This window comes from Pseudomonas sp. VMV1 (assembly GCF_056790235.1).
The window spans coordinates 1-23,648 of the sequence record NZ_JBXGSE010000009.1; the positions used below are offsets into that span (position 1 = coordinate 1).

General features: G+C 62.9%; 23 protein-coding genes and 1 pseudogene. 10 read left to right on the forward strand and 14 right to left on the reverse strand.

The window, feature by feature from the left end:
• The first annotated feature begins 935 nt into the window (after positions 1 to 935).
• On the forward strand, positions 936 to 2,078 hold the full coding sequence (locus ACUCV0_RS21100; protein WP_482213583.1) for a hypothetical protein: 1,143 nt from the start codon (positions 936 to 938) through the stop codon (positions 2,076 to 2,078).
• 66 nt (positions 2,079 to 2,144) lie between these two features.
• Here ACUCV0_RS21100 and ACUCV0_RS21105 read toward each other — a convergent pair whose 3' ends face one another.
• The gene (locus tag ACUCV0_RS21105; RefSeq protein ID WP_423815229.1) at positions 2,145 to 2,561 is read right to left on the reverse strand and encodes a DUF2845 domain-containing protein; all 417 of its coding nucleotides are present in this window, start codon (positions 2,559 to 2,561) and stop codon (positions 2,145 to 2,147) included.
• Positions 2,562 to 2,845: 284 nt separating this feature from the next.
• Here ACUCV0_RS21105 and ACUCV0_RS21110 point away from each other — a divergent pair, with 284 nt between their 5' ends.
• Entirely contained in the window at positions 2,846 to 3,448 is a 603-nt protein-coding gene (locus tag ACUCV0_RS21110; protein WP_482213584.1) for a hypothetical protein, read from the forward strand.
• A 21-nt stretch (positions 3,449 to 3,469) separates the two neighbouring features.
• Here ACUCV0_RS21110 and ACUCV0_RS21115 read toward each other — a convergent pair whose 3' ends face one another.
• The 10 genes and pseudogenes from ACUCV0_RS21115 to ACUCV0_RS21160 all read right to left on the reverse strand — a co-directional run bounded on the left by ACUCV0_RS21115 (position 3,470) and on the right by ACUCV0_RS21160 (position 12,050).
• The gene (locus tag ACUCV0_RS21115) at positions 3,470 to 4,012 is read right to left on the reverse strand and encodes a hypothetical protein (RefSeq protein WP_482213585.1); all 543 of its coding nucleotides are present in this window, start codon (positions 4,010 to 4,012) and stop codon (positions 3,470 to 3,472) included.
• Between the two features lie 95 nt (positions 4,013 to 4,107).
• A complete protein-coding gene (locus tag ACUCV0_RS21120; RefSeq protein WP_482213586.1) occupies positions 4,108 to 5,151 on the reverse strand; it encodes a hypothetical protein in 1,044 nt (347 codons plus the stop codon).
• 467 nt (positions 5,152 to 5,618) lie between these two features.
• Entirely contained in the window at positions 5,619 to 6,518 is a 900-nt protein-coding gene (locus ACUCV0_RS21125; RefSeq protein ID WP_482213587.1) for an alpha/beta fold hydrolase, read from the reverse strand.
• The gene (locus tag ACUCV0_RS21130) at positions 6,515 to 7,312 is read right to left on the reverse strand and encodes a molybdate ABC transporter substrate-binding protein (protein ID WP_482213588.1); all 798 of its coding nucleotides are present in this window, start codon (positions 7,310 to 7,312) and stop codon (positions 6,515 to 6,517) included. Before ACUCV0_RS21130 ends, ACUCV0_RS21125 begins: the two co-directional genes overlap by 4 nt.
• A 25-nt stretch (positions 7,313 to 7,337) precedes the next feature.
• Positions 7,338 to 8,273 (reverse strand): SMP-30/gluconolactonase/LRE family protein, encoded by a 936-nt coding sequence (locus ACUCV0_RS21135; protein WP_482213589.1) that lies wholly within the window; start codon positions 8,271 to 8,273, stop codon positions 7,338 to 7,340.
• A gap of 26 nt (positions 8,274 to 8,299) precedes the next feature.
• Complete coding sequence (locus ACUCV0_RS21140; RefSeq protein WP_482213644.1) at positions 8,300 to 9,127, reverse strand: amidohydrolase family protein; 828 nt, start codon at positions 9,125 to 9,127, stop codon at positions 8,300 to 8,302.
• Positions 9,128 to 9,151: 24 nt separating this feature from the next.
• Positions 9,152 to 9,241, reverse strand: a pseudogene (locus ACUCV0_RS21145) (twin-arginine translocation signal domain-containing protein); the annotation flags it as partial.
• A gap of 57 nt (positions 9,242 to 9,298) precedes the next feature.
• Complete coding sequence (locus tag ACUCV0_RS21150) at positions 9,299 to 10,117, reverse strand: SDR family NAD(P)-dependent oxidoreductase (protein WP_482213590.1); 819 nt, start codon at positions 10,115 to 10,117, stop codon at positions 9,299 to 9,301.
• 10 nt (positions 10,118 to 10,127) lie between these two features.
• On the reverse strand, positions 10,128 to 10,688 hold the full coding sequence (locus tag ACUCV0_RS21155) for a carboxymuconolactone decarboxylase family protein (protein ID WP_271655053.1): 561 nt from the start codon (positions 10,686 to 10,688) through the stop codon (positions 10,128 to 10,130).
• A 12-nt stretch (positions 10,689 to 10,700) separates the two neighbouring features.
• Positions 10,701 to 12,050, reverse strand: a complete 1,350-nt coding sequence (locus ACUCV0_RS21160) for a cation:dicarboxylate symporter family transporter (RefSeq protein WP_059315112.1) — start codon at positions 12,048 to 12,050, stop codon at positions 10,701 to 10,703.
• A gap of 160 nt (positions 12,051 to 12,210) precedes the next feature.
• On the opposite strand from ACUCV0_RS21160, the gene ACUCV0_RS21165 reads away from it, so the two are divergent.
• Entirely contained in the window at positions 12,211 to 13,137 is a 927-nt protein-coding gene (locus ACUCV0_RS21165; protein WP_482213591.1) for a LysR family transcriptional regulator, read from the forward strand.
• Between the two features lie 54 nt (positions 13,138 to 13,191).
• Here ACUCV0_RS21165 and ACUCV0_RS21170 read toward each other — a convergent pair whose 3' ends face one another.
• Both ACUCV0_RS21170 and ACUCV0_RS21175 read right to left on the reverse strand, forming a co-directional pair.
• Entirely contained in the window at positions 13,192 to 13,815 is a 624-nt protein-coding gene (locus tag ACUCV0_RS21170) for a VOC family protein (RefSeq protein ID WP_482213592.1), read from the reverse strand.
• 130 nt (positions 13,816 to 13,945) lie between these two features.
• The gene (locus ACUCV0_RS21175) at positions 13,946 to 14,413 is read right to left on the reverse strand and encodes a winged helix-turn-helix transcriptional regulator (RefSeq protein ID WP_482213593.1); all 468 of its coding nucleotides are present in this window, start codon (positions 14,411 to 14,413) and stop codon (positions 13,946 to 13,948) included.
• Between the two features lie 92 nt (positions 14,414 to 14,505).
• Between ACUCV0_RS21175 and ACUCV0_RS21180 the strand changes: the two genes are divergently transcribed.
• Entirely contained in the window at positions 14,506 to 15,468 is a 963-nt protein-coding gene (locus ACUCV0_RS21180; protein ID WP_482213594.1) for an aromatic alcohol reductase, read from the forward strand.
• Positions 15,469 to 15,612: 144 nt separating this feature from the next.
• Here the strand turns inward: ACUCV0_RS21180 and ACUCV0_RS21185 are convergent, their stop codons facing one another.
• A complete protein-coding gene (locus ACUCV0_RS21185; RefSeq protein WP_482213595.1) occupies positions 15,613 to 16,455 on the reverse strand; it encodes an IclR family transcriptional regulator in 843 nt (280 codons plus the stop codon).
• Positions 16,456 to 16,539: 84 nt separating this feature from the next.
• Here ACUCV0_RS21185 and ACUCV0_RS21190 point away from each other — a divergent pair, with 84 nt between their 5' ends.
• From ACUCV0_RS21190 to ACUCV0_RS21215, 6 genes are all read left to right on the forward strand, one after another.
• Positions 16,540 to 17,352, forward strand: coding sequence for an enoyl-CoA hydratase/isomerase family protein (locus ACUCV0_RS21190; RefSeq protein ID WP_059315108.1), 813 nt, complete (start codon positions 16,540 to 16,542; stop codon positions 17,350 to 17,352).
• Complete coding sequence (locus ACUCV0_RS21195; RefSeq protein WP_313649161.1) at positions 17,349 to 19,436, forward strand: acetate--CoA ligase family protein; 2,088 nt, start codon at positions 17,349 to 17,351, stop codon at positions 19,434 to 19,436. The genes ACUCV0_RS21190 and ACUCV0_RS21195 overlap by 4 nt, the downstream gene beginning before the upstream one ends.
• 217 nt (positions 19,437 to 19,653) lie before the next feature.
• Complete coding sequence (locus tag ACUCV0_RS21200) at positions 19,654 to 20,481, forward strand: ABC transporter ATP-binding protein (RefSeq protein WP_017641234.1); 828 nt, start codon at positions 19,654 to 19,656, stop codon at positions 20,479 to 20,481.
• A gap of 26 nt (positions 20,482 to 20,507) precedes the next feature.
• The gene (locus tag ACUCV0_RS21205) at positions 20,508 to 21,275 is read left to right on the forward strand and encodes an ABC transporter permease (protein ID WP_059315106.1); all 768 of its coding nucleotides are present in this window, start codon (positions 20,508 to 20,510) and stop codon (positions 21,273 to 21,275) included.
• Positions 21,276 to 21,317: 42 nt separating this feature from the next.
• Entirely contained in the window at positions 21,318 to 22,316 is a 999-nt protein-coding gene (locus tag ACUCV0_RS21210; protein ID WP_271655045.1) for an ABC transporter substrate-binding protein, read from the forward strand.
• 64 nt (positions 22,317 to 22,380) lie between these two features.
• Positions 22,381 to 23,631: an OprD family porin gene (locus ACUCV0_RS21215; protein ID WP_482213596.1), complete on the forward strand. Its 1,251-nt coding sequence runs from the start codon at positions 22,381 to 22,383 to the stop codon at positions 23,629 to 23,631.
• Positions 23,632 to 23,648 lie beyond the last annotated feature (17 nt).

The window sequence follows — 23,648 nt, forward strand, 5'->3', positions numbered from 1 at the left end:
ACCCAAAGCTGCCGTTGGCGTAGGGCAGCTAGCGTCCACGTTCGGACGGCTGATGAGGCCTGTACCCAATGCCCCCACCGACTTGAATAATCGGCGACAAGGTAGGGATTCCAAATTCCTACAATCACCTGGACGCCCTGCATCTATCGTACTGGTAGAACCATGCCCCAAATATTAAGTTGCCTACCATCGGTCAGCGGCGCGGCGACAAGCTCCGATGCAGCGTTAACCGGTTCGTGTGAACCTTCGCTGATTCGTAGAGCTCAAGGGTATCCAATATAGGAGATCGTACGCGTGCACGTGATTAGGCAGCGACGAGCCGCCGGCTGAGGGACTGCGCGATAGCCTTCACTGATGAACCGATTGATCAGACAGGCATCGTTTTTTTGGACGCTCCGAGTAGATCCAGATCGGCTTTACTATGAGCCAACTATAGCTACGCAGCTCAATAGTTATTGATATTTCCCCTCTACTGTATATGCCGGAAATCGCCTAGGCAACGACATCCTACCCGAGTAGAAAGCACAAGCTCAGGCCCAAATGGCATAAATTAGCAACAGCAGTTTTATTGCCTTCTAAATCCTGACAGAACGCGGCACAAAGCTATAGCGAAGCGTTGCGCGATCTCAGCGAACGGTAGCTGAGATCGCGCAACCAGCGTTAGAAATTTAATAATTTTCAAATTCGATAGTGTTCGAGATTGCGAAAAACGTATTGCCTAACGATATCCAAATAGACTGACTGTGATTGTCAACGTTCGTTAACTTCGCAAAATCGGTTAGCGATCTCAGCACCTCCGTTGCTTATCGCAATACTAGCAATCTCACATTGCCATCTTATAAGGCTATTGACTTTCAGGAGCGCTAAACTATGGTTGCTACGCGGACCTTTCAGAGTGAAGCCCGCGAATTAATGGATAAACGCGAGGTGTAAACATGAAACTAACCATGATATGCGAAGGCTTGGCGGCAAATCCACCACGTGTAACAGCTATAGATGTAGCAAACTTTAGTCAAATATTGAATGCAGCTGGCCCTAACACCCAAATCACTCTTTCAAACGCTCAAGGCCGGCCTATTGCAGAATTAGCGCCAGTCATTCAGTCCGCTGGCAGCAGAAACCTTAGTCTTCAAATAGACGGATTGAGAGCCTCGGAAAGTCAAGCCGTACAAATAATCAATTCCTCCGTCGGCCCTAACACCTCAGTCGACATCTCTTCCATCAACAGCTTTACTCAGCAGAGCATATTAAATGTGGTCAGTGCGGCTGCAGGTAAGAAAGTTTCAGTAAAGGCCAATTGTGCTACTGCATCTGAAGCCCAGGCTGTATTTATCGCAAACGCTATAAAGGACACACCTATTGGACTAGGCTTTCTCGCTTTAAACGCTCTTCCAAGCCAAAGTATCCCCGCCGTTTTTGATGCGGTAGGATCCAAGGAGATATCCGCAGAACTCAATGCACTTACCAGCACTATCGATCAGGCAAAGAATGTAATTAATAATGCAACCCCTGCCACAAAACTTTCCTTGGTAAATGCCGAAGCTTGGGGCTACGCTGGGATTGCGCAAATCGTCCAAGCGGTAGGGGCTAGAGAATTTATTATCAGCATAAATGCTGAAAGCATGACGATAAACGATCTGAATAACTTAATACAAATAACTAACCCCAATACATCTCTAAGCCTTAGCATGGCCCATGCGATTGCTGTCGGAAACATTTCTAATCTTATAAATTTATCTGCAGGCAAGAAGCTTTCTTTTAGCATGAGCGGCCAAACATCTACTCAAGATCAACTCAGGGCTGCGGTCACCAATGCTAACGGAAGCACCTCGACCTCAATAGATACTGCGCACGCAGTTATGTTAAATGTAATGCTTGATTTAATTTCCACATCAAATAACAAGGAGCTTGCACTTACCTACAACGGATCACAATTGGTAGTCACGCCTACGGATGGAAATTACGTGGTCCGAGCTCTACAAGTTGCAAAACCAACAACCTCAATTACCGTAAACTCTATCGGTGTGACGAATTTCAGCTTGCAGCATACACTGGAAATAGTTCGAGCTGCGGGATAGTAGATTGTGCGCCTCTGAAGATCGTTGAAAATTTTCAGAGGCGCTTTATTCTTCCATTTTTCAACACTAAGGATTTTGCGGGTAAACGTCGTCATTATCACCTGAGCCCATTGGACGATATGTTACGATATTAGCAACATTATCGCCAGAAAATCTAATTTGAGATACGCTTCCATTCCTAGGCCCATAATAGAATAGTACGACTACAGCGCTTCTAAACCTTGGATTATTCGATGAGTTATTTCCTACCATAACTTTTCTTTTAAAATCTGGCGAGCCGCACTTTTCTACTACCTCTGACAACGTATCTCCAACAGAGACTAAACCTGTCGAACACCGCATGCTTGCATTACTGCTGAGCGAGATCGAGATAAGTAATACACCAAATAGCCACAAAAAACTGCTCATTACTCTCATAAGTCCTCCGGCAGATACTCTGAAGTCGCTTAGTCTCCAGTGTAGTAGCTTTATAGCTTTTGTCATACATGGTTCGTGTTAGGCAATGATGAGAGATTCCCGACCTATGGTCCCATTAGGAGTTTGGGATGGCTGTTTATCCTGTGCACTACTCGATGCCGAAAGGCGTGTATCCAGAAGTGGCGCCTACCAGAAATTTCAACCGCCGGGCGGCTTATCGTTTCCTCGAGACCGCGCGTCGAGGAATGGCAGTGGCGAAACGTTGGCTGCGTTTACCCTGGTACCTATAGGTCAGTCACTGGCACGTCCATCGCCTGATCTCTCTTGACACGAAGAAAAGGACTTTGAACATGGCCAGCAGTACCGAGCCAGATGACGCGCCGGAATGGCTCGTGCAGAAGTCACGCAGGGCGCGGCTGATCGCCTTTGCCGTATGCCTTGCGATCGGAAGCCTGGCGACACTCGCCGTCATCGAACTCGCCGGCCGGGCAATGCCCGGACCCATGGCCTCCCTGAATGCCGAAGGCCCTGCTCGTCGCCTCGACGCTCCCCATCCCTCTGACGTGAAGCGTGTCGATACCGCCCGCGGAACGGTACGCCGCGCTGTGCCTTCCGCGACGGAAATACTGCCGGCGATCGAGGCCAATTCACCTCAGAACATCCATCAGCCGGCAACGCCCGCCAGCAAGCAAACGGTGTTCACGGACCAGAACTGGACGCCGCGCGGCGCTGCTAACGTGGTGCGCTTCAGCGAAGCACCCCGCGGCCAGGCGCTCGAACCGGCGCCACCTCAGCCAACGAAGGTAACAGTGGTATCTGAGACGCCAAGTATGAAGGATCGGGCCTGCTGGCCAAACACGGCCGGGAGCCTGGAGCGCCGCAACTGCCGGTCCGCAGTTGGCCGATTGCAACCCGTCGCCACTGGCTGCTATCGGCCAAAAGCGGTCACCTAGTATTTGCAAAAGGTGGGTGATTCACCTGGTAGTTGAGAACCGCTCTAGTAGGCTGCTCAGCCAGGCTGGCCGGGAGGCATTCTGTTCTTTAGTGCCGAAGAAGGCATCCAGAATGTAGCGGTTCTGTTCCAAGCCAGCGATGGAGGCATTGGAGCGCTGCGACGTACCGGTTACCTGATCCAGCGTGATACCCGCAGCCGCGCCTTTATCCGTTACTGTCCAGACGCCGTTAACGTTGGTGATATCCGGTTCGAATGGCTTAAGCTTCACGCTTTCCGAGGCGGTCAGCACGATGTTGTCTTTGATTCTTGCAACTGGCGTGTAGCTGGCAAAGCGGCTGTCGAGCGAGGATTGTGAGCTACCTTCGTTGGAAAACTTCGTCACCATCTGTTCGAGGAAACCGAGGTCGCTTGTGTTGGTCAAAGCGCCGTAACCCGGATCAAGAATATGGCTCAGGAAACCTTGGTCGATGCGGGTGCTGCTGATCGCTGAGCCGTTCAGAATGCGAGCTGCAGTCGCGCTGTCCTGCTCATTGAAGTTTACTGTCAGTTGGCGCCCCTGCACGTCGTAGTTGGTGCCGTTGTTAAAATTCGAACTCAGTCGGCCGCTGTCGTGCTGGCGATATTCGCCGAGCTCTCCGGCAAGTTGATCAACATGCCTCAGATCGGCCCCTTGCGCTTGGGCATAAGATACATATCTGCGGCGAGCGCACGATCCTCACGGGTGAGGAACTCATAGGCACTGCGGCTGATGTTACTGGTGCTCATGCCCTGGGCAACGTTGGCCACTGTTGGTTCTTTTCCGCCAAATAAGCGTGAGACCATAAGGTCGTAACCTGCGCTGCTATTAGTTTTGGTGACTGATGACGCCGGGGTAGTTGCACTGGCGGCTTGCACGGCGGATGTCGCTTGCTGGGCGGCAGATGACGTTGCGCGATCCGCTTCCTTGCGAGTCTCTGGGCCTGCAGAGACCATTTTCTCAATCAGGCTGGTGACGCTACTGCCCTTGCCCTCGGCTTTGTACGTCATGTCGTTGGAGTCGAGGCCGATTTTCTCCTGTAGGTCAGCAGCGTAATCCTCGGGGTATTGCGACTTCTCGATGGCTGGCAGGCTCTCGTAGTGATCGAGCACTGTGCTGAAAAAGTTGGTCAGCTTGCCGGAGCGGTTGTATTCATCCATAGCTTGGACAGTTACTTTTTGCCTCCAAGCCGATTCTTGATCAAAAGCTTCCACGTAGGCGGCACGGCGCTCATTGACAGTGAAGGTGTCGCCCTCGTCATAGGTAATCAGAGCAAGCTGATCTCGAGACATACCCTTGAAAGGATTGCTTCCAGAACCGTTGACGAAACTGGTGGCCTGCTTGGCGCGCGCCAGTAGCTCTGGGTCGTCGGTGTCAGGAACTTCGGCATCGTGTTTCGCCTCATTCAAGTGATAACGATCACCGGTGATCTTGTCGAGCAGCGCGGTTGCTTTCTGGCCCAACGCCTTGTGTTCAAGGTTCGAGTCGCGTGATTCAGCTCGTGTAGCCGCTTCGCTCAGTTGACGGGCCAGGTTCGAGACAGTGCTGGCATTGCCGCCGGTGCTGCTCATGGGGAGGGCACCGGCCTTCTCGTTAGCGGGGACGCTCTGGGCCTGTTTAGCTGCACTGGTGCTGCTAGCATGACTGCTGCTAGACAGGGATGTGTAGGTGTTGATGCCAACCATGGCGTTTGCTCCTCTGGGGATTTCGCTGAGACGTGTTTATCCAACTAGATCGACTGTTACCCTGAATCGCCCCTAGTTTCGTAGATGCTCTTAAGCCCTAAGAGTAGTCTATGCAGGTCACTGCGAAAGGCGGCCAGGCATAGGTTGAGGCTGTCTGCTAGTGCGTAATAATTCAGAGCAGTTCGTGACGGGTAGCTTTTGGCCGCTAGCTGCCCTACGCCAACGGCAGCTTTGGGTCGAGAGCAGACCTTAAGCCTTTCCTACTGCATAAAAGGCCATCGGTGGATTCTTCAAGCAAGAATCCACCGACAGTCGTAGCCATTACACGCAAGTCCTTGGGCCGTCGCATTGATTGCTACCAGCAGTCGCAGCTATTTCGAAGATCTGAAGCTCCCTATTGCAGACTCGTTGGCCAGGGGTCGCATCTTTTTCGCAAACCGATAGCCAGCCCTATGCGCCACTGCACCTCAACTGTGCGGAGGCTGCTCGTAGCGGGTGCGGGCAAAGGCACCGATGGCGTCAGCCATGGCCTTAGGCTGTTCCGGGGCCATGGCGTGACCAGCGTTCTTCAGCACTTCCACCTGTACTCGATCACCCAGCATGCTCTTGAGCACACCCGAGAAGCGGCGGGGCGCCACCGCATCGGCCTCACCCTGGAGGTCGAGGATGGGCGCTTTGCCAGCGGTGAAATAGTCGTCCACGGGAGTGGTGTTGCGCGCATGGGATTCGGCTTCGTGGGTGGCTTCGTGCCAGCCATTCAGCCAGAGGCGCGGATCGTTGCCTGGGGCGAAGAAGGCCTTGCGCAGATAGACCAGGCGCTGTGCTTCGGACAGCGACGGGTCCCCGGCGCCGTCGATGGCCTGCCGCATCTCGGCATTGATCGGTTTTTCCGTCGAACCCGGCGGCACCTTGCCAGCTGAGGCAGCGGCCAGGACCACGCCGCGGACCAGGTCCGGACGATCCACCGCGAGCTGCCGTGCCGGGAAGTTGCCCCAGGCATGGCCAACCACTACCACCGGACCTTGATGTTCGTGCTCAACCACGGCGGCGACATCGCGAGCGAAGTCGTGAACCGAAAGATTGTCCATAGGGCCCCGGCTACGGCCTATGCCCCGGGGCTCGGGCCGTACGACGCGGAAACCCTGCTCGACCAGGTAGGCGGCCACCTGATCGTAGTCGCGCCCCGAGCGGCCGAGAGAGGGCAGCATCACGATCACGGGACCTTTACCTTGGGCATTGACCTCGATCTGAACGTTATCGTGCTTTACCAGCGTCTGGGTCAGAGGTGGCGATACCGGTACCGCGTAGGCCAGGGCACTGGCCAATGTCAGGGAGCCGGCCAACAGCAGGGAAGCAGGGATATTCATGGGTGAGCTCCAGCGATGGGTTCGAGGCCGCTTTCGACCAGCAGATGACGGGCAGCGGGACTGCCCAGGAAGGCCACGAATTCGCTGGCAACCTGGGTGTGGGGCGTGTTGCTGGCTACTGCGGCGCAGAAGCGGCTGACCTTTTGCACCTCTTCCGGCAGCGGGCCGAGATAATCGACTCCAGGGGTGACCTTGAGCTCGCTGACTTGCTGCATGCCGATGTCGGCATCGCCCCGGGCGAGGGCGGTACCCACCAGCTCCTTGCCCTGGATCTCGATTGTCTTGCCCTTGACCTGCTCGCTGATGCCCAGGCGCTGGAACAGCTCGTTTCGCACGAAGACGCCGCTGGCCCCCTGGGAGTAGGCGATCCGGGGCGCCTGCAAGAGCGCCGTACGCAAGGCCGCCACCGTGCTCACATCAGGGTGAGCGCGGCCCTTGGGCACCCCTACGCCAATACGGGATTCGGCGATTTCGCGGCGACTCGCCATGTCGAAGACGCCCGTGGGGCCGAGCAGGGCAAGGGTCTCGTCGGCCATGATGGCCAGGTCCATGGGTTCCCTGTGCTTGATGCGCTCGGGGATGGCTTCCGGTGAGGTGCCCATCGAGGGGCCCCAGGCGATGCTCAGGGTGTTGCCAGTAGCCTTTTCATAGGCCGGCTGCAACTGCGCCATGGCGCCTTTGAGCGCGCCGCTGGCAATGATCTTCAGTTCGGCGGCATCGACGGCCGGGGCGAGGCTGACCAGGCCGGCCAGGCCGGTGGTCACGAGGAGCGAAGCGGATCTTGTTTTTTTCATGGTGGCTTCCAGGCAGGCGCGGTCGTTACAGGCCGCGGGTGTTGACGAACAGGGCGTAGAGCGAGGTGGTGGAGGCCATCAGCAGGCGGTTGCGCCGTGGGCCGCCAAAGCAGAGGTTGGCGCAGCGTTCAGGCAGGTCGATGTGGCCGATGGCGGTGCCGTCCGGAGCGAAGACACGGACACCATCCAGTCCTGGCTCGGCAGCGCCCCAGCCACACCAGAGATTGCCGTCCACGTCCACACGTAGGCCGTCGGGTAGCCCACTGCCGGCATCGATGAGTTCGCGCCGACCGGTCAGATGGTTCTGGTCATCGACGTCATAGGCCACGATCCGGCGCGGGCGTGCGCGGGATTCGACCAGGTAGAGGGTGCGCTCGTCCGGCGAAAAAGCCAGGCCATTGGGGCCTTCGAGGTCTTCGGCGACGCAGTGCAGTTGGCCGTCGGGGTCCAGCCGATAGAGGTTGGCAGGCAATTCCGCCATGCCCTGGCGCCCCATGTAGTCGCTGACCAGGCCGAAGGGCGGATCGGTGAACCAGATGCTGTCGTCGCCCTTCACCACGATGTCGTTGGGCGAGTTCAGGGGCTTACCGGCAAATTGGTCGGCCAGCACCGTCAGGCTGCCGTCGTACTCGGTGCGGGTGATGCGGCGCCCGCCGTGCTCGCAGGCCAGCAGTCGGCCCTGGCGATCACGGGTCAGGCCGTTGGCCTGGTGAGCGGGCTGGCGGAAGACGCCGAGGGTTTCGGTGGCTTCGTCCCACCTAAGGATGCGGTCGTTGGGCAGGTCGGTGAACAGCAGGTAACGGCCATCGCCGAACCAGACCGGACCTTCGGCCCAGCGCATGCCCGTTGCCAGGCGCTCTACCTTGGCATGGGCCAGACGGTACTGGGCGAAGCGCGAATCCAGTTCGCGTACTGCCGGGTCGGGTACCCGGCGACTCGGTTGCCATTCGATGGCGTCCATGGGCTCTCCTCGGGGAAGCAGGTGGGCTAGGCGTATAGCCGACGCGGGTTGTCGATCAGCACGGCCTGTTGCAGCGCCCGGCTGTCGCAGACCTGCAGCACGAAGTCCAGCAGCTGGCCATCGTCGGGAACCGGACCCTTGATGTTCGGGTGCGGCCAGTCGCTGCCCCAGAGGGCACGCTCCGGCGCGCATTCGAGGAGTTGCCGCACGCGATCCAGGGCCTGGGGCCAGGGGCCGGGCTGACCCTGCATGGCCCGGTCGATACCGGACAGCTTGATCCAGCGATCCGGACGCTGCAGTTCATTGCGCAGCGCGGCAAAGCCTGCCTCGTCCAGCGGCTGGGTGAGGTCCGGGCGGGCCATGTGGTCGATCACCAGCGGCACTTGCAGGGTGCGCCACTGTTCCAGGAACGGCAGCAGGGTCGGCAGTTCGCCATGAATGAGCACGTGCCAGCCCAAGGGGGCAACGCGCTCGGCCAGCCGGCGTAGCTGCTGGGGGTCGCGGGCACCCGGCAGGTGCCCCATCAGATTGAAGCGGATACCGCGCAGACCGCCGTCGTGCAGCGCCTGCAGCTGGGCGTCGCTGGTGTCCTGGTCGATCAGGCCGACGCCGCGGTAGTGGCCGTCGCTTTCCGCGATGGCGGCCAGGATGGCGCTGTGGTCGGTGCCATAGGGTGCGGCCTGGACCAGTACGCCGTGGCTGATGCCCAGGCGGCGATGCAGGGCCAGCAGTTCGCTGAAGGGCGCCGGCGCCGGGGTGTAGGCGGCGTTGGCCGGCAAGGGAAAGCGTGCCCAGGGGCCATAGATATGGGTGTGACAATCCCAGAGGCCGGTCAGGGCAGGGGAAGCGTTCATGGTGGCTCCATGGGTCTGGACGAGAGGGCCGGCGCCCAGCCCCAGGGCGGCGGCGGCAAGGGTTGCCTGCTTCAGAAAGCGGCGGCGCGTAGGGGGAACGTGGGCATCGGCCATCGGGCGCTCCAGGGTTGGAAAAGAAAGAACCGGGCGGCCGGTGCCGCCCTGGGCGAACTAGTCGCAGCGCGCGGTCATGCCGCCGTCGACCACGATCTCGGTCCCGGTGACGAAGCGCGCCTCGTTGCTGGCCAGGTACAGCGCGGCAAAGGCGGTGTCGCGGCCATCACCCATGAAGCCCAGGGGGATGCGCGCCAGGCGCGTATCGAGCAGCTTGCTGACGTCGCCGCCGGTCCGCTGGCCGGCCAGGCGCGCTTCGACCATGGGCGTGTGCAACTGGCCAGGCACCACGGTGTTCACCCGGATGCCCTTGGGCGCGTATTCCACCGCCGTCACTCGTGACAGTTGAATCACGCCGGCCTTGCTGGCGGCATAGGCCACCTGAGCCGAGCCGGTCCAGCGAATGCCCGAGGTGGAAGCGGTGTTGACGATGGCGCCGCTGCCCTGGGCTTCCATCAGTGGCAGGACATGCTTGCAGGTCAGGTAGACGCTCTTGAGATTAAGGGCGATCTGGGCATCGAAGCGCTCCTCGGCCAGGGCGACGGCGCCGCCGGCGGCCGAACCGCCGACGTTGTTGACCAGGATGTCGACCTGGCCATAGGTGGCTTGACAGGCCTCTACCATGGCAGCCACCGCGTCGCTGTCGGTAACGTCGCAGGCATGAGGGGTCACCTCGCCACCGGCTTCGCGAATGCGCGCCAGGGTTTCTTCGAGCGCGCCGAGGTCGCGGTCCACGGCAAACACCTTGGCGCCGGCCAGGGCGAAGAGGGTGGCTACCGCGCGGCCGTTGCCCCAGCCGGCGGCGACGCAACCGGCACCGGTGACGATGGCGACCTTGCCCTGGAGGCGGTCACTGTGGGGAAGTTGATCGGTCATAAAAGGTTCCTCAGGCAAGGGTGGCGGGCAATTCGGGGGCGACACCGACGGGTGGCGGAACCTCGAACACCTTGATGGTCATGGAAATCAGCGTGTAGTAGCCGGCGATGCCGACCAGGTCGACCGCCGCGTCGTTGCCCAGCTCGGCGACAAAGGCCTGGTAGAGGTCATCGCCCACCTGGCGCTGCTCGTGCAGCTCGCGAACGAAGCGGTAAACGAGCTGCTCGTCGCGACGCTGGAATGCGGGCTCCTCGCCAAGGCGGATCGCCTCGATGACGTCTGGATCCAGCCCGGCCTCCAGGGCGAAGGGTTTGTGCGCGGCCCATTCGTATTCGGCGAGCCAATGGCGGCCGAGCAGCAGGATGGCCAGCTCGGACAGACGCGGCTCCAGGCAGCTGTCGTAGCGGCAGTAGCGGCCCAAAGCCTGGGCGCAGGCCGCCAGTTCCGGGCGGTGCAGCCAGATGGCCAGGGGGCCGCGGACGCCTTTACGGGGACCGCTGGCGATGCGGTCGTAGATCTCCTGTTGCGCGGCGTTGAGGTGCTGCGGGTCGACGGGGGCGAGACGATGCATGGTGGTGTCCTGTCAGGAGCGCAGGGTGGAAGAGGAGGAGGTGGCGACGGCTTCGGCCTGAGCTTCTGCCTGGGCTTCCCGGATGGCCGCGGCGGAGGGGCGCAGCAGGCTGCGGCCGGGCGTTTTGCCCGTGGCGCGGGTGAAGGCGTCACGGTCGAAGCTGCCCTCCCAGCGGGCAATGGCGAACACCGCGACGGTGTTGCCGACGATGTTGGTCAAGGCCGTGGCGGTGGCCATGATGCGATCAATGCCGAACAGCAGGCCCAGACCGCTCAGCGGCAGGACGTGCACTGACTGCAGGGTGGCCGCCAGCTTGATGAAGGCGCCGCCGGCCACCGTGGTGCCGCCCTTGGAGGTGATGCTCAGGACCGCGAGCAAACCCAGTTGCTGCCAGAGCGAGAAGGGGGTGTCGGTGGCCTGGGCGATGAAGCCAACGGCGATGGCCATGTAGATGGCGGTGCCATCCAGGTTGAAGCTGTAACCGGCCGGTAGCACGAAGCCCACCACCACCTCGTCACAGCCGCTGCGCTTGAGTTTCTCGATCAGGCGCGGGAAGGCCACCTCGCCGGAGGCGGTGCCGAACACCAGCAGGATCTCGTCGCGGATCAGGCGCAACACCGCCATGAACGGCAGGCCTATCGACCAGCTGATGCTGCCCAGCACGCCGAAGACGAAGAACAGCGAGGCGGCGTAGTAGACCGCGATCAGCTTGAGCAGATAGAGCAGGGTGGCGCCGCCATAACTGCCGATGGCGGCGGCCATCGCCCCGAAGGCGCCCAGCGGCGCGAGCTTCATGATGAAGCCGAGCATCTTGAACAGGATGGTCTGGGCTTCGTCGAGGGCGCGTACCGCGATGGACTCGGGACCACAGGTGCGGTTGATGGCGATGCCCGCCAGCAGCGAGATGAGCAGGACCTGGATGATGTCACCCTTGGCGAAGGCATCGACCAGGGTGTGCGGGATGAGGCTGAGCAGATAGCCCGTCACCGAGATCTCGCCCGCGCTCGACGTCGCCTTGATGGCAGCGGTGGATTCGGCGAGGTTGGTGGCGTGCAGGCCGTTGCCGGGCTGCACGAGATTGACCAGGACGAAGCCGACCAGCATGGCGACTGTGCTGACCACCTCGAAGTACGCCAGGGACTTCATCCCCAGGCGACCCAGCTTGCGCATGTCCTGGACATGGGTGAGGCCGTGGACCAGGGTCACGAAGACGATGGGGGCGAGCATCATCTTCAGGAGGGCGATGAAGGCCTGGCCCAGCGGCTTCATCGCGACCGCCCAACCCGGGGCGGCGAAGCCGACGATGATGGCGGCGACCAGGGCGATCAGCACCTGCACGTGCAGTTTCTTCAACAGAGTCATGGCGTGTCCTCGCCCTGCGGGCGTCGTTGTTCTTGTGATTGGCCGGTAGGGATAGCCAATTCCCCCTACGAGCTATTTGATGCGAGCATAGATAAGTCGCTTTAGGTGGACAAAAACCTTATTTTCATCAAAAGCTATGCTTTGAAAGCATGGGGTTGTTATGGATATTCGCGAGCTTCGCTCCTTCGTCAAGGTCGCTCAGTGCGGTGGCTTCAGCCGTGCTGCGCGAGAACTCTATGTCGCTCAACCCGCGCTCAGCCGGCAGATCGCCAAGCTCGAAGAGCAACTGGGGGTCGAGCTTTTCACCCGCCACGGCAAGGGGGTGGAGCTGACCGCCGCGGGGGCACGATTGGTCGAGCGGGCCGAGGTGATGCTGCGGTATCTGGAGGAAACCGCCGACCATGTGCGCAGCAGTGCCGAGGAGGAGCGGGGCCACCTGGCGGTGGGCCTGCCACCGGCGATCGGTTCGCTGGTCGGTCCCCAGCTGATCCAGAAGTTTCGTCAGCGTTGGCCCAAGGCCTCACTGCATGCCCTGGAGGGCTTGAGCACCTCGCTGCAGGAGTGGCTGCTGCAGGGGCGCATCGAGGTGGCCGTGGTCTACAACCAGCCGTTGCTGGAAGCCTTCGAGGTGCGGCCGCTGTTCAGCGAGCGGATGGTGCTGGTAGGGCCGCCGGGCGAAGCCAGTCGCTCGCAGTGGCTGTCGGCGCTGGGCGAGGTGCCGCTGATCCTGCCCGGGCTGCCGCACAGCAACAGACGCCTGGTGGAGCAGGTGGCGGCGCAGAACACGGTGCGCCTGAACGTGATCCTGGAGGTGGACAGCGTCGGCCTGACCAAGAAGCTGGTCGCCGCAGGGCAGGGCTATTCGATCCTCGCCCACGCCGCCGTGCAACAGGACATCGACCGCGGCGAACTGGTCGGCCACGAAATCGAGCGACCAGGCATCCGCTCGACGGTGGCCCTGGCGCGGCTGAAGGAACGCCGCAGCAGCCGCCTGGCCCTGAGTTGGGAAAAGATCGTGCTGGAAACCCTGGAGGAGCTGGTCACCGTGGGGCCCTGGAAAGAAGCGGCCCACTGGCTTGGCCATTGAGCGGGCTGGGTGGCCAAGGTGCCTTGCTCGCCGTGGCTAAAGGCTGGCCGCACATCAAAGGGTCTTGGGTCCGTTGGGCGTCTCGATACAAGCCAGCAGGCCAGGGTGCGCAGCGGCCATACACGCTATCGGACCGGAGAATCCGATGGCGTCCAGCTGCTGCCTTATCGAAGCGGGATCGGGATGGGCGATCTCCAGCCGCTGTAACCGACAGCCCCTGTCAATCAGGTGCAGGGCGGGATGCTGGGCGTCGCCCCAGTCGATCAGGCTGGGTAGCATCCCTCCCAGCGGCAAGTGCCCATCGGCGTGCATCGATATCTGCCAGGAAAGCGTGCCTCTGCTCATCGATTCGATGGTGCCGAAGATCTGCGTGAGGCTAGCGTCCGCGCGATCAAGCCGCTGGGTCCGCGCGACCCAGTGCGCCAGGCAGGGGGCAGTCCGAGGCGCCAGATCATCCAGGCCAAACCATCGGGGTCTGGTCGGCGCCGGCGCGTCGGGGTCCGGGGCGATGACCTCCAGATAGCAGTCGCCCAGGCGCAGCAAGAGGTTATGGGTACCCATGCGCGGATGCTTGCCGCCTGGCTGCATCACTACCCCGAGTCGTTCTTCGACGTACTGGGCGCCTGCGGCGAGCGTCGGGGCCACGACGACCAGATGATCCAGGCTGGCACGTCTCATGGGTGCGACTCCTGAGTGGGTAAGGTGCGAGCACGAAAGGGGCGGCAGGATCCGGTTGGCGTTCACCGGCCAGGCCTGGCTCACGATGCCAGCCCCCGCGGAACGCGGTGGGTTGCCCTGGCGGTCCCATTCAGGCCCGTGGGTCTTCGCCGGTTGGCTCGTCCGGCATGGGCCTTGGCGATTGCCACGCCGGCTTCTCGTGAACTCGCTCATCGAAGGCACGGCGCGCGGCGCGGAAATCTTCGACATTCTCGATGACCCAGGTCCAGATGGGCGTCATCCGGATCAGCAAACTCAGGCCCAGCGGCGTCAATTCGTATTCGACCCGGGGCGGGACTTCGTCGAAGTCGTGCCGCAGCAGCAGGCCGTCACGTTCGAGGGCGCGCAGGGTCTTGGTCAGCATCCGCTGGGTGATGCCCGACAGTTGTCGCGCCAGTTCGGCATGCCGCATGACGCCATAGACTCCAAGCGAATGCAGGACCCCCAGGGACCAGCGACTGCCCGCATGGGTCAGCACCTCCCGGCGTACCCCGTCTTCATCCCGCCTGAGCGTCTGGCAGATGGCTTCGGACTGTCGGAGGATCTCCAGATCGGTCATCTCATCCCCTGGTATCACGCGTGTGCCTTCTTCTGAGCGCTGCTGGCGTCTGCCAGCATTCACTCATCTTACACCTGACGTCAGGAGTCATGATGACTGCCCAATTCCCTACCGCTACCCAATCCATTCTCGTACTCGGCGCCGGCGAACTCGGTCTGCCGGTGCTGCGCAATCTCGCCCGGCTCTCCGGGCAAAAGCCGGGCTCGCGGATCAGCGTGCTGCTGCGCCAGTCCACGCTCGACAGCCAGGAACCTGGTAAGAAAAAGGAGATAGACGAGCTGCGCGCGCTCGGCGTTGCCCTGGTGGCGGGCGACCTGGTCAAGGATTCCATTGCCGACCTGGCGGCGGTCTTCGCGCAATTCGATACCGTCATCGGTTGTGCCGGCATGGTTGCGGGGCGGGAAACCCCCATGAAGCTGGCTCGTGCAGCACTCGCTTCCGGCGTGGAACGCTACTTTCCCTGGCAATTCGGAGTGGACTACGACGTCATCGGTCGGGGCAGTCCCCAGGACCTGTTCGATGCGCAACTCGAGGTGCGGGAATTGCTGCGCGCCCAGCGCCAGACCGAGTGGGTGATCATTTCCACCGGGATGTTCACCAGCTTCCTGTTTGAACCCGTGTTCGGGGTAGTCGATTTCGAAACGGATACCGTGAATGCACTGGGCAGCCTGGATACCTGCGTTACCCTCACCACGCCTGAAGACATCGGCAGGCTGACCGCGGAGATCGTGTTCTTCGAGCCACGTTTCTGCAATGAAATCGTCTATCTCGCGGGCGATACCCTGGCCTACGGCGAGGTGGCCGGCCTGTTGGAGTGGGTATTGAAGCGTCCCTTCAAAACCAATGTCTGGTCGGTTCCCTGCCTGGTGGACGACATGGAGAAGGAGTCCGACGAGAATGCCAAGCACATCCGGAAGTACCGTGCCGTCTTCGGCCAGGGCCGCGGCGTCGCCTGGCCGATGGAAACCACCTTCAATGCCCAGCACGGTTTCGCGGTGACTAGCGCAGAGCAGTGGGCGCTGGAGCACCTGGGCGAGGCCGGGCGGGCCAAGTGAGCCTGGCCGGGCCAGGATGTAGCCTGGTCAGGTAGGGCGGGTGCCCCCGCTGCTCTACCGAGGTCAACCAGTTTTCAGTAATAGGCAAGGGGGGAGCATGGAGCGGAAGGATGGCCTCGCGGGCGGAGATGTTGCCCCAAGACATCACTTCAGTCCGCCAGGATCACCCCCACAGACCGCCCTGATCTCCCTGGCCAATTCCAGCAGTACCCCGGCATAGCGCTCCTCGATCTCCGCCTCCGACAGCGGGGTGGCCAGGCTGATGTTGAGGGCATGGGTGCGGTAGCCGGGGAGGCCGAGGGGGGTGGCGATGGCGACCACCTCGGGTTGCCAGGCAGCCAGGCAGTAGCCCTTGTGGCGGACGCTGGCGATGGCGGCGCGGATCTCCTGTTCCAGCGGCGCCCGGCGCGCCTCGCAGCGGCGGGCGCAGAAGGTGGCGATCAGCGTCTCGCGCTGGGCTTCGCCCAGGCCGGCGAGGCAGGCGCGGCCCAGGGAGGTGATGTCCATCGGCAGGCGCTGGCCGACCAGGACGTTGCGCGGGGTCTTGCGTTGACTCAGGCGAATCGACTCCAGGTAGATCATCTCGTCGCGGTCCGCCGCCGCCAGGCTGACGTTGACCTGGTGTTCCCGCGCCACCTTGATCATCAGCGGCGAGGCGGCCTGCAAGAGGCTGCTGCCCTGGTGCATGGCATGGGCCAGGCCGAGAAAGGTCGGCGCCAGGCGATAGGCGCTGCGGCCGCCGTCGTAGTCCAGAAAGCCGGTGCGCACCAGGGTCTGGGTCAGGCGGCTGACGGTGGACTTGGCCAGGCCGAGGAGGTCGCTGAGGTCACCATTGGTGAGGTATTCGGTGCCCGGACGAAAGGCCCGCAGGACATCCAGGCCACGCTCCAGCGAGCGGTTGGCCGGCGCCTTGCCCTGGCCAGGCATGTCGGCGGCGTTCGGCTCGGCGATGGCGTGTTCCACCTGGTGGAATGGCTGCGTTGTCATGATAGGTCTCCTCGCGCAGATTGATTTCAAGCCTGGCGCAGATCCGGGCAGCCAATCAACCCAAGAATAAGAGAGAGGCCTCCCATGACGACAGCTCCCGAATCGTCGACCCCCATCGAGCTGACGGTGACCCAGGGCATCGCCACCCTGACGCTCAACCGTCCTGAAGCGCGCAACGCCATCAGTGACGACATGCGAACGCTGCTGATCGAGCACCTGGAGCGTATCGCCGCCGACAGCGAGATCAAGGCGCTGATCCTGACCGGTACCGGCAAGGGCTTCTGCGCCGGTGGCGACATCAAGGGCATGCAGGCGCGCATGAGTGCGCCGGCCGGTTCGGTGGCCTTCAACGGCTGGAAGCGCCAGCAACGGGTTCACCACGCCGTTTCGCTGCTGCACAACCTGCCCAAGCCGACCATCGCCGCGGTCAACGGCGCCGCCACCGGGCTGGGCTGCGACATGGCATTGAGCTGCGACTTCATCATCGCGTCCGAGCAGGCGTCCTTCGCCATGAGCTACATCGCCCGCGGCCTCATCCCTGACGGCGGTGGCCTTTATTTCCTGCCACGGCGGGTCGGCCTGAGCCGGGCCAAGGAATTGATCTTCACCGGTCGTACCGTCGCGCCGGGCGAAGCCGAGCGCATCAACATGATCGACCGTGTGGTGCCCCACGACGCCTTGCTGCCAGCGGCCCAGGACTGGGCGCTGCAACTGTCCGCCGGTTCCGCCACGGCACTGGGCCTGAGCAAGTCGATCCTCAACAATACCTTCGAACTGACCCAGGGCCAGATCTCGGCCATGGGCAGCCAGGCCCAGGGTATCTGCTACACCTCCAGCGAGCATCAGGAGTCGGTCGCCGCCTTCCTGGCGCGCAAGAGCACGGGTGGCCAGCGATGAGCGCCCTCGACCGTCTGCTCAGCCCGGCCAGCGTCGCCGTCATCGGCGCCTCGGGCGACGCCCGCAAGACCTCCGGCCGACCCATCGCCTTCCTGCGCAAGCATGGTTTCCAAGGACGCCTCTACCCGGTCAATCCGCGCTACGAGGAGATCGACGGCCTGCGTTGCTATCCCTCCATCGCCGAGTTGCCCGAGGTGCCGGACGTGGCCGTCATCCTGCTGGGTGCCGAACGCGCCAATCAGGCGGTGGCCGAACTGGCGGCGCTGGGCTGTGCGGCGGCCATCGTGCTGGCTGGCGGCTATGGCGAAACGGGGGAGAGCGGCATCCGCCGCCAGGCGGAACTCCAGGCCGCGCGCGGCGGCATGCGTATCCTCGGCCCCAATACCATTGGCCTGGTCAACGTCAGCGAGCGCATCACCCTGTCCGCCAGTGGCGCCCTGGACATGGATGCCCTGCTGCCGGGCAAGGTGGCCCTGGTGTCCCAGAGCGGCGGCATCCTTGGCGCCTTGCTCTCTCGCGGCGTGGCGGCCGGCATCGGCTTTTCCAAGCTGATCTCCACCAGCAACGAGGTGGATCTGGACGTCGCCGACTTCGTCGACCACCTGGCTGACGATCCGGCGACTGCGGTGATTGCCCTCTACCTCGAAGGGCTGCGCGACACCGCCAGGTTCACCCGCGCCGTGGGCCGGGCCCGCGCTGCCGGCAAGCCGGTGGTGGTGTTCAAGGTCGGCCGTTCGGAAGCCGGCGCCAGCGCCGCGGCCTCCCATACTGGCGCCCTGGCCGGCTCGGACGATCTCTATTCGGCCTATTTCCGCCAGCTCGGGGTGATCCGCGCCGAGACCTTCGCCGACCTGCTGGACATTCCCTTCGCCCTGGCCAGTGGCCGGGTGATGCAGGGCACCCGGGTGGCCATCCTCACCTCCACCGGTGGCGCCGGCACCCTGATCGCCGACAACCTGGGCGTCAACGGCTTCCAGACCCCGCCGCCCGGCGCGGAGACGGCGGCGCGACTGCGCGCCCTGGACGTCGGCGACCAGGCGGTGCTCGACCGCAATCCCATCGACCTGACCCTGGCGGGTCTGCAACCGGAGGTGATGCGTGGCGCCATCAGCATCCTGCTGGACAGCCCCGACTATGACGCGGTGATCAGCGTGGTGGGTTCCTCCGGGGTGGCCCAGCCGCACCTGATGGCGGATGCCATCCGCGACAGCCTGGCCCATTCGACCAAGCCGGTCCTGGCCTATATCAGTCCCCATGCGCCGGCAGCGGCGCAGCGTATCAACGGCTCGGGCGGCGTAGCCTTCAGTGCCCCTGAAAGCTGTGCCGGTGCGCTCAAGGCCCTGGCCCTGCAGGGCAGCTTCGCTCGCCAGCGGCAGGCCCAAGTCGGTACCGTCACGGACACGGCAGGGGTCACCTTGCCCGGTCTGCAACCGGGTCCGCTGGACGAGGCGCGCAGCAAGCAGCTCTACGAGACCTTTGGCATTCCGGTCACCCGCGAGCGGGTAGTGGGTGACGCGCGTCAGGCCGAAGCGGCGGCCCTTGAACTGGGCGGCGAGGTAGTGCTCAAGGTGCTCTCGGCGCGCATCCCGCACAAGAGCGAGGTGGGCGGCGTGGCCCTGCGCCAGCGACCTGACGGGATCGGTGCGCGTCTGGAGCGCATGCGCGACGAGGTGACCACCCAGGTCGGCTTCGATCCCGAGGCCTTCCTGGTGCAGGAAATGGTCAGCGGCGGCGAGGAGCTGATCCTCGGCTTCACCCGTGATCCGCAACTGGGCCCGGCACTGCTGCTCGGCATGGGCGGGGTGACGGCCGAACTATTCCAGGACACCACGCTGCGCCTGCTGCCGGTGACCCTGGAGGATGCCCGGGAAATGCTCGCCGAATTGCGTACCTACCCCTTGCTGGACGGCTATCGCGGCCGACCCAAGGCCGACGTCGAGGCGGCGGCGCACTGCATCGTGGCGTTCTCCGACATGGCCCTGCGTCTGGGCGAGCGCCTGCAGGAAGCCGAGATCAATCCGCTGCTGGTCAGGCCGCAAGGGCAGGGCGTGGTCGCCCTCGACGGTCTGACGGTGCTGAGCTGAAGCGTCGCTGTTCCACAGGGTGGAACAGCGCCATTGCCGCTCAGGTTCACCCTTGCATAATCCAAGAACGCTTCATTTCTGACTCATAACAATAAGTAGGTCACTATGAACAGCTTCCAGATCAACCTCCCATGGTGTGCATTCCTACCGTCAGGCGCCGTCGCGTCGTTCATGAGTCCTGAACCCGACGCCACGTCCTCGAACCGGGAGTAATGCCATGTCCGCCGTACTGAAGAACGCCAGCCCTCGCGAGCCGATCGGTGGCATCGCCCCGGCGCCCACCGTGATTTCCTTTCGCAACGTCGCCAAGGCCTTTACCGTCAAGGGCGTGGCGAAACAGGCTTCGCACAGCATCACTGTCGACATCCAGCAAGGCCAGGTGGTGACCATCGTCGGTCCTTCCGGCTGCGGCAAGTCGACCCTGCTCAACATGGTGGCCGGCCTGTTCGCCCCCACTGAAGGCCAGGTGCTCTACGGTGGTCAGCCGGTGAAGGGCATCAACGGCCGCACCGGCTACATGACCCAGAGCGATCACCTGCTGCCCTGGCGCGACGTGGCCGGCAACATCGCCGTGCCCCTGGAGATCCGCGGGGTGGGCAAGGCCGAACGCCAGGCACGCATCCGCGACCTGCTGGCCCTGGTCGGCCTGGAAGGGCACGAGAAGGCCTATCCCAGCCAGCTTTCCGGGGGCATGCGCAAGCGCGCCGCCCTGGCCCGGCTGCTGGCCTACGATCCCGAGACCCTGCTGATGGACGAGCCGTTCGCGGCGCTCGATGCCCAGCTGCGCATGCGCATGCAGACCGAGTTGTTCAAGCTCAGTCGCCAGCTGAAGAAGACCGTGCTGTTCGTCACCCACGACCTGGACGAGGCGGTGGCCCTGGGCGATCGCTGCCTGATCTTCTCCGGTCGCCCCGGCACCATCGTCCGCGACGTGCCCATCCCCCTGGGCGACGAGCGCAACATTCTGCAGCTGCGCAAGGACCCGCGGTATCACCAGCTCTGCGGTGATCTCTGGGAATTCATCACCCCGAGCCAAGACGCCTGAGCGGCCCACCCCTGGAGAATCCTGCTATGAACATCTTTCTCGGCCGCGTCGCCATTTTCGCCGTCATCCTGCTGTCCTGGCAGTTCGCCTCGGGACCGCTGGTGGATCCCTTCTTCGTCAGCTCGCCCAGCGAGATCGGTGGCCGCTTCGTCGAGCTGGTCTCCAGTGGCCGGCTGTTCGCCCACGGCTGGATCACCGTCGTCGAGACCCTGGCCGGCTTCTTCTGCGGCGCTTGCGCCGGGATCAGCGTCGGCCTGCTGCTGGGCCGCAACGAGACCCTGGCCAAGCTGCTCGACCCCATCCTGATCTCCATCTACAGCCTGCCCAAGGTGGCCCTGGCGCCGCTGTTCATCATGTGGTTCGGCATCGGCATCGAGATGAAGATCATCCTGACCGCCACCATCGTGTTCTTCCTGGTGTTCCTCAACACCTACAGCGGCGTGCGCGCCGTGGAGCGCGAGCAGTTGGAGATCCTGCGGCTGATGGGTGCCAAGGAACATCACCTGATCGGCAAGGTGGTGCTGCCCTCGGCCATCCAGTGGGTGTTCACCGGGCTCAAGCTGTCGGTGCCCTATGCGCTGATCGGCGCCATCGTCGGCGAGATCATGGCGGCCAACCGTGGCCTGGGCTACCTGCTGCAGGACGCCGCCGGCCAGCTGGACACCGCCGGGGTCTTCGCCGCGCTGCTGGCGATCATCTTCCTGGCGCTGCTGCTGCAGGCGGCGGTGCGCAAGCTGGAAACCGCGCTGATGCCCTGGAAGAAGGAACAGGACGCCCGCGAACTCTCGATCTGATCGCCCCCACTAGCCATTACAAGAAGAAGAGAGGTCTTTGCCATGTCGTTCAAGCGTCTGTTTTCCGCCCTCGGCCTGAGCGCCGCGCTGCTCACCGCCACCCCCGCCGTGCAGGCCGATGAAGCGGTCAAGGTGGCCATAGGTACCGAAGGTTTCGTGCACATGCCGCTGTTCGTGGCGCTGGATGCCGGGCTGTTCAAGAAGCACGGGCTGGACGTCAGCCTGGTCAAGTTCAAGGGTGGCGGCGCCGCCGCCTCCGGGCTGGTCAGCCGCTCGGTGGAGTTCTGTTCCTGCGCCATCCAGAACGCCATCAACGCCAAGGTGAAGGGCGCCGACGTGACCCTGCTGGGGCGCATGGTCGGCCAGTATGCGAGCAACGTGGTGATCCGCCAGGAGGTGGCCGACCGCCTGGGGCTGAACGCCAACTCCACCGTCGAGCAGCGCCTGGCCGCCTTCAAGGGGCTGCGCCTGGCGGTCAGCGGTACTGGCGGCAGCGCCGACTTCCTGGTGCGCTTCCTCGGCCAGGAAGCCAAGCTGCAGTCGGAGAAGGACTTCACCCTGCTGTACCTGAACAACGGCGGCGCCATGCTGGCCGCCTTCGCCCAGGGCCGCATCGACGGCTTCGCGCTGTCGTCGCCGGCGTCGGACAGCGCGGTGATCGAGCAGAAGGGCTTCACCCTGCTGGACATGTCCGAGGGCCAGGTGAAGGCCCTGGACGGCTATCCTTCCATCGCCCTGAGCGCTCGCCGCGAGTGGTCGCAAGAGCACCCGGACACGGTCAAGGCCTTTCTCGCCGCGCTCAGTGATGCCACCCAGCTGATCAGCCAGCATCCGGACGAGGCCGCCAAGGCCGTGCGCACCCGCTTCGAGGGTGTCAACGACGAGGTCTATGCCGCCGCCTGGAAGAACAACCGCAAGTCCTTCCCCGCGACGCCCTATCTCACCGATGAAGACGTCCAGCGCGCCATCACCTTCCTGGGTCAGATCCAGAACACCCAGATCCCCGGTACCGCCGCCGACTACCTGACGCAGGTGCGCTGAACCGCACGCTTCCTTCCATCCCCCTGGCGCGCCGCGGGCGGCCAGGGTTCGGTAGAGACCTCCTATGCACAGGCATCATGACAAGCCGATCCTGGCGGCAGGGCTGGGTATTGCCCTGCTGTCGCCCCTTACCTATGCCGATGGCTTCCTCGAAGACAGCAAGGCCACCCTGGAACTGCGCAACTTCTATATGAATCGCGACTTCCGCGATGGCAGCGGCCAGTCCAAGCGCGAGGAGTGGGGCCAGGGTTTCATCCTCAAGTACGAATCCGGCTTTACCCAGGGCGCCCTTGGCTTCGGCCTGGACGCCCTGGGCCTGGTGGGGTTGAAGCTCGATTCGGGCCGTGGGCGCACCGGCACCGGTCTGCTGCCGGTAGACGACGAGGGCCGCGCACCCGGCGAGTACGCCAAGGCCGGGGCGACCTTCAAGGCGCGTCTCTCCAAGAGTGAGTTGCGGATCGGCACCCTGCTACCGCGCTGGCCGACCCTGGTCACCAACAATGGCCGCCTGCTGCCCCAGACCTTCGAGGGCAGCCAGTTCGAATTCAAGGAGATCAAGGGTCTGACCCTTACCGGCGCCAACATCCAGCGCACGGTCTATCGCGACAGCTCCGGGGCCGACGGTCTCTCGCTGAACAACAAGAATCGCCGTTTCAGCGGTTCCCTGGAAGGGGGAGATTTCAATGTCGTCGGCGCCATCTACCGCTTCGGCACCACCACCGATGTGAGCGCCCAGTACGCCGTGCTGGAAGATGTCTATCGCCAGCGCTTTCTCGGCCTGACCGACCGCCGCAAGGGCGACTGGGGCGCCTTTCTCACCGAGGTGCGGCTGTTCGACAGCGACGACGAGGGCAGCGCCCGCGGCGGACGGATCGACAACCGCGCCTTCAGCGCCCTGGGTACCTACAAGCGCGCCGGCCACTCCCTGGGCCTGGGCTATCAGAAGATGTCGGGCTCAACGGCCTTTCCCTATGTCAATGGCACCGATCCCTATCTGGTCAACTTCGTTCAGGTGGGCGACTTCGCCGAGACCAATGAGCGTTCCTGGCAGGCACGCTACGACTACGACCTGGGTCAACTGGGTATTCCTGGCCTGAACTTCATGACGCGCTTCGTACGCGGCAGCCAGGCCGAACTGCGCGGAGGCGCGTCCGGCGGCGAGCGAGAACTGGATGTGGAGCTGCAATACGTGCTGCAGGGCGGCTCGCTCAAAGGCCTGAACCTGCGCCTGCGCAGCGCCACCTACCGTTCCGATTTCTCGCGGGACGCCAATGACGTCCGCGTCATCGCCAGCTATCCGCTGTCGCTGCTCTGACCCTTCGGGAGACCTCA